The sequence below is a fragment of the Nguyenibacter vanlangensis genome (assembly GCF_013376155.1).
GTDB lineage: Bacteria > Pseudomonadota > Alphaproteobacteria > Acetobacterales > Acetobacteraceae > Gluconacetobacter > Gluconacetobacter vanlangensis.
Genome location: NZ_JABXXP010000118.1, coordinates 1 through 6,989 on the forward strand (window position 1 = coordinate 1; position 6,989 = coordinate 6,989).

A 6,989-nucleotide genomic window follows, 5' to 3' on the forward strand; every position below is an offset into this window, starting at 1 on the left:
CGCCTGGCCCGGCCGCGGCGGCGCATCGCGACGAAGCCGGCCCGGTCCGGGAACGCGCGGTCAGTCTCGAGGTCGGCGCCGGCCACATGGTCACATTGCCAAGAGCGGCGGCGAAGATTTTCGTGGTCGATCCCAAGGTCGCGCAGATACGGCCGGCCAGCGCGACCAGCATGTTCCTCTACGGCATGACGATCGGCCGGACGTCGGTCATGGCAACCGATGCCGAAGGGCACACGATCGCGCAATTCACGATCGACGTCCTGCCGTCCAGTTACGGGGCCGCGCAGGCCGAGGTCCGGATCGCCCGGCAGATGCCGGGCAGCCACATCACGGTTCAGACCGACGCGCGTGGCCTGACGCTCAGCGGTTCGGTGGCCTCGCCGGAAGACGCGGCGCAGGCCGAAGAAATCGCCCGGGGATATCTGGCCGAAGGGCAGGGGCTGCGCAACCGCCTGTCCATCCGCTCGGCGACCCAGGTGACGCTGAGCGTCCGGATCGCGGAGATGGACCGCAACGTGGTGCGCCAGTTGGGAATCAACTGGCAGGCGGTCGGCAATATCGGCAAGGTCGGCAGTTTTCCAGCCCTGACCCTGAATGTGAACGGCAGCAGCGCTGCCTGCGTCGCGACGCGCAATCCGTTCTGCCTGGGCAGCAACGTCAATGGCGTCATCGACGCGCTTTCGCAGGACAACTTGGTCCGGATGCTGGCCGAGCCCAATCTGACGGTCATGAGCGGACAAAGCGCCAGCTTCCAGGTGGGCGGGCAATATCCCATCCCGATGGCGCAACAGGCCGGCGCGATTTCGGTCGCCTTCAAGGATTATGGCGTCAGCCTGACCTTTTTGCCGACCGTCTTCAGCAATGGACGCATCAACCTGCATGTCGCCCCGGAAATCAGCCAGTTGAGCAACCAGAACGCGGTGTCGGTCACGACGTCCGGATCGACGTCGGTCATTCCGGCCCTGACTGTCCGGCGGGCCGAGACGACCGTCGAGATGGGCAGCGGCGAGACATTGGCCATCGCCGGCCTGCTGGAGGATTCGACCACCGATTCAAGCAACGGCATTCCCGGCGCCGGTGACGTGCCCCTGTTGGGGGCGCTGTTTCGTTCGACGAACTTCAACCGGCAGGAAACCGAACTGGTGATCCTGGTCACGCCTTATCTCGTCCGCCCGGTGGCGAACCGGTCGCGCCTGACCGCGCCGACCGACATGGCGGGCGTCCCGACTGAAATCGAACGTCTGCTGCTGATGCGCCAGGTGGCGCCGCGACAGCGTGCCGAGCCCGTGCAGATTCCAGGCGATGCCGGATTCTTCGTTCAATGAGGACCTGGCCATGAACGCGACAATCCTGTTCCGGGCGCGCAGGGTGCTCTCGTGCGTCCTGCTGTCATGCGTCCTGCCGCTGGTCGGCGGATGTGGCACGTTGGATCCGTATCACAAGCCTTATGCATGGCATCCGTCCGGCGCGAACGCGGCCAATCTTGCCGCCATGGTCGCCGACCCGCGCGATCTGAGGGAGGGGCATGGCGGCGAGGCGCCCGATGCGCAGGCGCCGGTCATGGCGGTCGAACGCATCAAGCTGGACAAACCCAAGGCGTTGCCGTCCACCAACGGCATTTCCGGCGGCGTGAGCGGATCGTCGGGCAGTGGATCGGGCGGTGGATCAAGCGGGAGCCCGTCCGGCGGCGGAGGAAACTGAGCCATGATGGCCACGGCCGAAAAAGTGCAGCCCGAGCCCGCGAGCTCCGTTGTCGCCCGGCATGACCGGCCTTTCCTGGTGGGATACGTATCCGACGCGGCCACCGAGGCGCTGGTGCGCGACGGATTGACCGAAAGTGTCGGCGCCGCGATCGATATCCGGCGCGGCACCGTGCGCACGGCCGTGGCGGCGCTGCAGAAGCATTCGACCCCGCGGATCCTGATCATCGACCTGGCCGAGGAGAAGCATCCGATCAGCGCCCTGCGCGACCTGGCCCAGGTGGTGGAACCGGATGTCTCGGTCCTGCTGATCGGTTCGGTGGACAGCGCCGATTTCTACCGCGAGGTCACGCGCGGGCTGGGGGTTGCGGAATACCTGCCGCGCCCGCTGACGCGCGAGAAGATCGCAAGGCAATTCGGCCCCCTGACGCGGGGGCAGTTGCCCGAGCGGGATCTGGGCGGGCGCTGCGTGACGATCACGGGCGTGCGCGGCGGGGTCGGCGCCAGCACGGTCGCCGTCAATCTGGCTTGGCTGTTCGGCGCGGTCATGCATCGCCACACGCTGTTGCTGGATTCGGACCTGCATCGCGGAATGGCGGCGTTCCTGCTGGATGTCGGCGTGGGGTCCGGATTGCGGCGCGCGCTGGAAGCCCCGGACAGAATCGACGTCCTGCTGGCCGAACGGGCCACCAGCCCGGTCGCCGAACGCCTGCACGTGCTGGCCGACCAGATGGATTTCGCATCAGAACTGGATTATGCCGCCGGCGCGGCGCAGGCTTTGCTGCGGGTTCTGCGGCAGAGATATAATTTTGTCGTGGCCGACGTGCCCTTCGTATCGAACGCGCTGAATCGCGACCTGCTGGCGCAGGTGCATCAGCGTGTCCTGGTGCTGGAACCGACCTTGGCGTCGGTGCGGGATACGCTGCGCCTGCTGGACGTCCCGGCCGGACCGTTGCAGAAGCAGCGCCCGGTTCTGGTGCTGAACCGGCTGGGCCGCCCGGGTGCGCTGAGCCGCGGCCAGGTCGAAGAAGCGCTGAAGACCAATGTCGACATCACCATTGCCGACCTGCCGCGCCAGATCGGCAACGCCGCGACGCTGGGCGAGCCGGCGGTCGCCGCCCGGGGCGCCTTTCGTACCGCGATGATGGATCTGGCGCGGCAGGTCGATGCGGTGGGGATGCTGGATGTCACGACCGGGCACGGCGTGCCTTCGACCGACGCCGCGAAGCGCCGGTGGCTGCCTTTTGCGAGGCGCCCGTGACATATTTCGGGACCCCCATATTCGGCCGGCGCGCCAGTCGGACCGACGAGGGCGCCACCGCCAGGGCGGACCATTCCGCCCCGGCCGCCGCCCCGGCGGGCCCCGTTGCCGGCACGGAATCGGCGCCGAGCGTACCGCCGTCCATGATCGCCGAATTGCGGGTCACCTGCCTGGACCGCCTGGACCCCGCCGCCGTCGCGGTGCTGCCGCCGGACCGGCTGCGCGCTGACCTGGAACATCTGATTTCGGAACTCGCCACCGAGCGGCGGATCCAGTTGAACAGCCGCGAACAGCGGGCGCTGGCCGAGGAACTGGTCTTCGACATGCTCGGCCTGGGGCCGCTGGAACCGCTGCTGGAAAACGAATCCGTCAGCGAAATCATGGTGAACGGGCCGAACAAGGTCTTTATCGAGAATGGGGGCAGGCTGGTCCTGTCGGGGGTCCGTTTCCGTGACACGGCGCATCTGGCGAGCATATGCCAGCGCATCGCCTCGGCCGTCGGGCGGCGCATCGATGAATCCAGTCCGATGGCCGATGCGCGGCTGGCGGACGGCTCGCGCGTCAACATCGTCTTTTCTCCCCTGGCTCTGGACGGGCCTTATCTGACGATCCGGAAATTTGGCCGCAAGGTCATCGATTTTGCCCGGCTCATCGAATTCGGCGCCCTGACGCCTCCGGTCGCGCGGCTGCTCCAGACCGCGGCCAAGGCAAGGTTGAACATCATCGTTTCCGGCGGCACGGGGTCGGGCAAGACCACGCTGCTGAACGCGCTGTCCCGGATGATCGATGCCGGCGAGCGCGTCATCACCGTCGAGGACGCGGCCGAACTGCAGTTGCAGCAGCCGCATGTCGTGCGCCTGGAAACCCGCCCTGCGAACCTCGAAGGGCGGGGCGAGATCGCCCAGCGCGACCTGATGCGCAACGCGCTCCGCATGCGTCCCGACCGGATCATCATCGGCGAGTGCCGTGGCGGCGAAGCTTTCGACATGCTGCAGGCCATGAATACCGGTCATGACGGCAGCATGTCCACGGTGCATGCCAACACCACCCGCGATGCGCTGACGCGGATCGAGAACATGGTGCAGATGGGCAATATGGGCCTGCCGTCACGCGCGATCCGTACCCAGATCGTGGGCGCGGTGGACCTGATCATCCAGGTGGAACGCCAGCGTGACGGCGGACGCCGCATTACCCAGGTGACCGAAATATGCGGCATGGAAGGCGACGTGATCACCCTCAATGACGTGTTTCGCTTTGAAATCCAGGGCGAAGGCCATGACGGAAGGTTGATCGGCCGTTACAAGGTCAGCCGGGTCCCGCCCGCCTGCCAGCAGCGCCTCGCCTATTTCGGGCTGGAGCGGGAATGGTTCGCCGCCCTTGAACAGGCGGACGGCTGATGCTGGCGGGGCTGCTGGTCCTGTCCTGCCTGTCGCTGCTGGGCATGGTGGTCAGCGGGATCCTGGTGTCGCGCATGCAGCGGCAGGCGCGGCGACGCGACGCGCGCCTGGCCGCCGTCTCGGTGCCCTACCGGGTCGTTCGCCCGCTCGAGCCCTCTGCCTTCCGCCCCCGGACACACGCCCGGCGTCCGATCGCGGAACGGCTGGCCGACCTGCTGGGGGTCGACATGGCCCGGGCCGATCAATACCAGGTGCCCTGGTGGATGGTGCCGATCGGCGCCTTCATCCTTGTCGCGTCGCTGTTTTCGATGGTCGCGGGCTTCCTTGGAATCCTGGGGTTCCCGGTGATGGTCGGCGTCTGGATCTTCCTGTGCCGCAGCGTCTTCGGCTGGATGATGGACAAGCGCCGTAATCGGCAGTTGCAGCAATTCCCCGATGCCCTGGCGATGATCGTGCGTTCGGTCGGGGTCGGGATTTCGGTGATGGAGGCGATGCGGACGGTCGCGCGTGAGGCCGCCGAACCGACCGGTCCGGAATTCGCGCGCATGGCCGAGCAGATTTCGATCGGCATGTCCATGGAAGACAGCCTGCGCGAGATGGCGATGCGTTCCGGCCTGCCGGAATATCGCTTTTTCGCCACCGCCCTGGCCTTGCAGGCCCAGACGGGCGGGTCGTTGAGCGGCGCGCTCGACGGCCTGGCGGATGTCATTCGCAAGCGCCTGGCGCTGAAGGCGCGCGGTCATGCCCTGGCGTCCGAGGCGCGCGCCAGCGCGACCGTTCTGGGCATCCTGCCGGTGGCGCTGGGATTGATCCTGTGGGTCACGAACCCGTCTTATATCGGCACCCTGTTCACCGATCCGGCAGGCCATGTCCTGCTGGGTTTCGCGGCCGTGTCCCTGGGGATGGGCATATTGGTGATGCGCACGATCATTCGCAGGACGCTGTCGTGAACCGCCCGCTGCTGTTCGCCCTGGCCGGATTGATGGCCGCCATGCTGCCCTGCCTGGCCGCCGCGGCGCATCTGCTCGCGCAGCGGAGGCGCCTGCGGGCACGTATGCGCGGGCTGCGCGATCCCAGGGGCGGGAAGGCCGGCGCCAGGACCGGGGCCGACGGGATCCGCGAATTCCGGGCCTCCTCCGTGCGGCTGGTCTCGGCGATCGGACAGGTGATCGTCAAGCGCGGATTGCTGTCCACCGGCACGCTGGACGAACTGCGCGAGACTCTGACCTCGACCGGGGCGCAGGGTGCGAACGCGGTCAGCCTGTTCATCGGTGCCAAGATCCTGCTGGCGATCGGCCTGCCGCTGGTCGGTTTCCTGTTCCTGCCGCGGCTTGCAGGGATGCCGGCCCTGTTCCGTCACGTGCTGCCGGCCGCGCTGGCGATCGCGGGGTTGCTGACGCCGGACTATATCCTGCGGGCCAGGCGCAACGCCTATCTCAAGCAACTCGAGGCCGGATTGCCCGATGCGCTGGACGTGATGGTCATCTGTACCCAGGCCGGCGTCGGGCTGGGGGCGGCGATCGTCCAGGTCAGCGTGGAACTGGAACATGCCAATGCGGCCGTCGCGGCCGAATTCGCCCGCACCGCCAACGAACTGAGCGTCATTGCCGATACGCGCGTCGTGCTGGGCAATCTGGGCGCCCGGTCCGGGGTGGACGGGCTGCGGCGCCTGGCGACGACCCTGCTGCAGACGCAGCAATATGGTACGCCGATCACCGACGCGCTGCGCGGCCTGTCGGCCGAATTACGGCATGAGATGCTGACCCGTTACGAGGCCGGCGCGGCGCGGCTGGGTGTCCTGCTGACCTTGCCGACGCTGTTTTTCATCATGCCGTGCGTCTTCCTGGTGGCCGGCGGCCCGGCCGGGATTCAGGTCGCGCGTTCCTTTCACCATCATGGACGATCATGACCAGTTCATCATTTGCGGATCGCGTGCGGGCATGAAGCCGGGTTTTGTCGCGGCAGTGATCGCGTCCCTGGGGACCGTGCTCCTGGGGGCCTGCGTGGCCGGCCCGTCAGGGACCTCGGGCACCAGCGTCACCGTGGCCCGTGCCGCCCTGGTCGGCGGCGCGCCGCAGATCGCCCTGCAGGCAACGGAAGCGATCCTGCGCACCGACCCGCAGAATGCCGAGGCGCTGCAGATCAAGGGAGACGCATTGACCGCGATGGGCCAACTGGGCCAGGCGGAATGGGTCTATCGCGCGGTGCTGCTGCGCGCGCCTCACCTGGTCGGGGCCCAGATCGGGCTGGGCCGCTGCCTGCTGGCCCACGATCCCGCCGCGGCCGAAATCGCATTCCAGGCGGCGGCCGATCGTGATCCGCGCAACGCGGTGGCGCTGAACGATCTGGGGGTCGCCCGTGACCTGCTGCGCCGGCACCTGGATGCACAGCAGGCCTATCGCCTGGCGCTTGCGGCGGATCCGGACATGATCGGCGCCCAGGTCAATCTGGCGCTGTCCCTGGCGATGAGCGGCGACGTAGAGGATGCCGAACGCCTGATGCGCCCTTATGGCGCGGATGCCAATGCATCGCGCAAGCTGCGCCACGACCTGGCGGCGGTGCTCGCGATGGGTGGGCAGCGGGCCGAGGCCGCGCGCATCCTGTCGGCGGACCTGGGCCAGCGGCAGGTGG

7 protein-coding genes are annotated in these 6,989 nt (G+C 67.7%); all 7 read left to right on the plus strand.

The annotated features are described in order from the left end of the window. Nucleotides 1-1,325 (plus strand): type II and III secretion system protein family protein (locus tag HUK84_RS08155; protein WP_176639852.1); only part of this gene is annotated, 1,325 nt, incomplete at its 5' end. A 10-nt stretch (nt 1,326-1,335) separates the two neighbouring features. Beyond that, nucleotides 1,336-1,701: a hypothetical protein gene (locus tag HUK84_RS08160; protein ID WP_176639853.1), complete on the plus strand. Its 366-nt coding sequence runs from the start codon at nt 1,336-1,338 to the stop codon at nt 1,699-1,701. A gap of 3 nt (nt 1,702-1,704) precedes the next feature. Then, nucleotides 1,705-2,961 carry an AAA family ATPase gene (locus HUK84_RS08165; RefSeq protein ID WP_176639854.1) on the plus strand — a complete coding sequence of 419 codons (1,257 nt, stop codon included), beginning with the start codon at nt 1,705-1,707 and terminating at the stop codon, nt 2,959-2,961. Next, a complete protein-coding gene (locus HUK84_RS08170) occupies nt 2,958-4,358 on the plus strand; it encodes a CpaF family protein (RefSeq protein WP_317135261.1) in 1,401 nt (466 codons plus the stop codon). Before HUK84_RS08165 ends, HUK84_RS08170 begins: the two co-directional genes overlap by 4 nt. Continuing rightward, nucleotides 4,358-5,308: a type II secretion system F family protein gene (locus HUK84_RS08175; protein WP_176639855.1), complete on the plus strand. Its 951-nt coding sequence runs from the start codon at nt 4,358-4,360 to the stop codon at nt 5,306-5,308. The genes HUK84_RS08170 and HUK84_RS08175 overlap by 1 nt, the downstream gene beginning before the upstream one ends. After that, nucleotides 5,305-6,267, plus strand: coding sequence for a type II secretion system F family protein (locus HUK84_RS23665; RefSeq protein ID WP_176639856.1), 963 nt, complete (start codon nt 5,305-5,307; stop codon nt 6,265-6,267). Before HUK84_RS08175 ends, HUK84_RS23665 begins: the two co-directional genes overlap by 4 nt. Beyond that, nucleotides 6,254-6,989 (plus strand): tetratricopeptide repeat protein (locus HUK84_RS08185; RefSeq protein ID WP_176639857.1); only part of this gene is annotated, 736 nt, incomplete at its 3' end. The genes HUK84_RS23665 and HUK84_RS08185, both read left to right, overlap by 14 nt.

What these genes read in the sequence shown, in the direction of transcription:
- HUK84_RS08160 (WP_176639853.1), top strand. Translation starts at nt 1,336, where the DNA reads ATGAACGCGACAATCCTGTTCCGGGCGCGCAGGGTGCTCTCGTGCGTC.
- HUK84_RS08165 (WP_176639854.1), top strand. Translation starts at nt 1,705, where the DNA reads ATGATGGCCACGGCCGAAAAAGTGCAGCCCGAGCCCGCGAGCTCCGTT.
- HUK84_RS08175 (WP_176639855.1), top strand. Translation starts at nt 4,358, where the DNA reads ATGCTGGCGGGGCTGCTGGTCCTGTCCTGCCTGTCGCTGCTGGGCATG.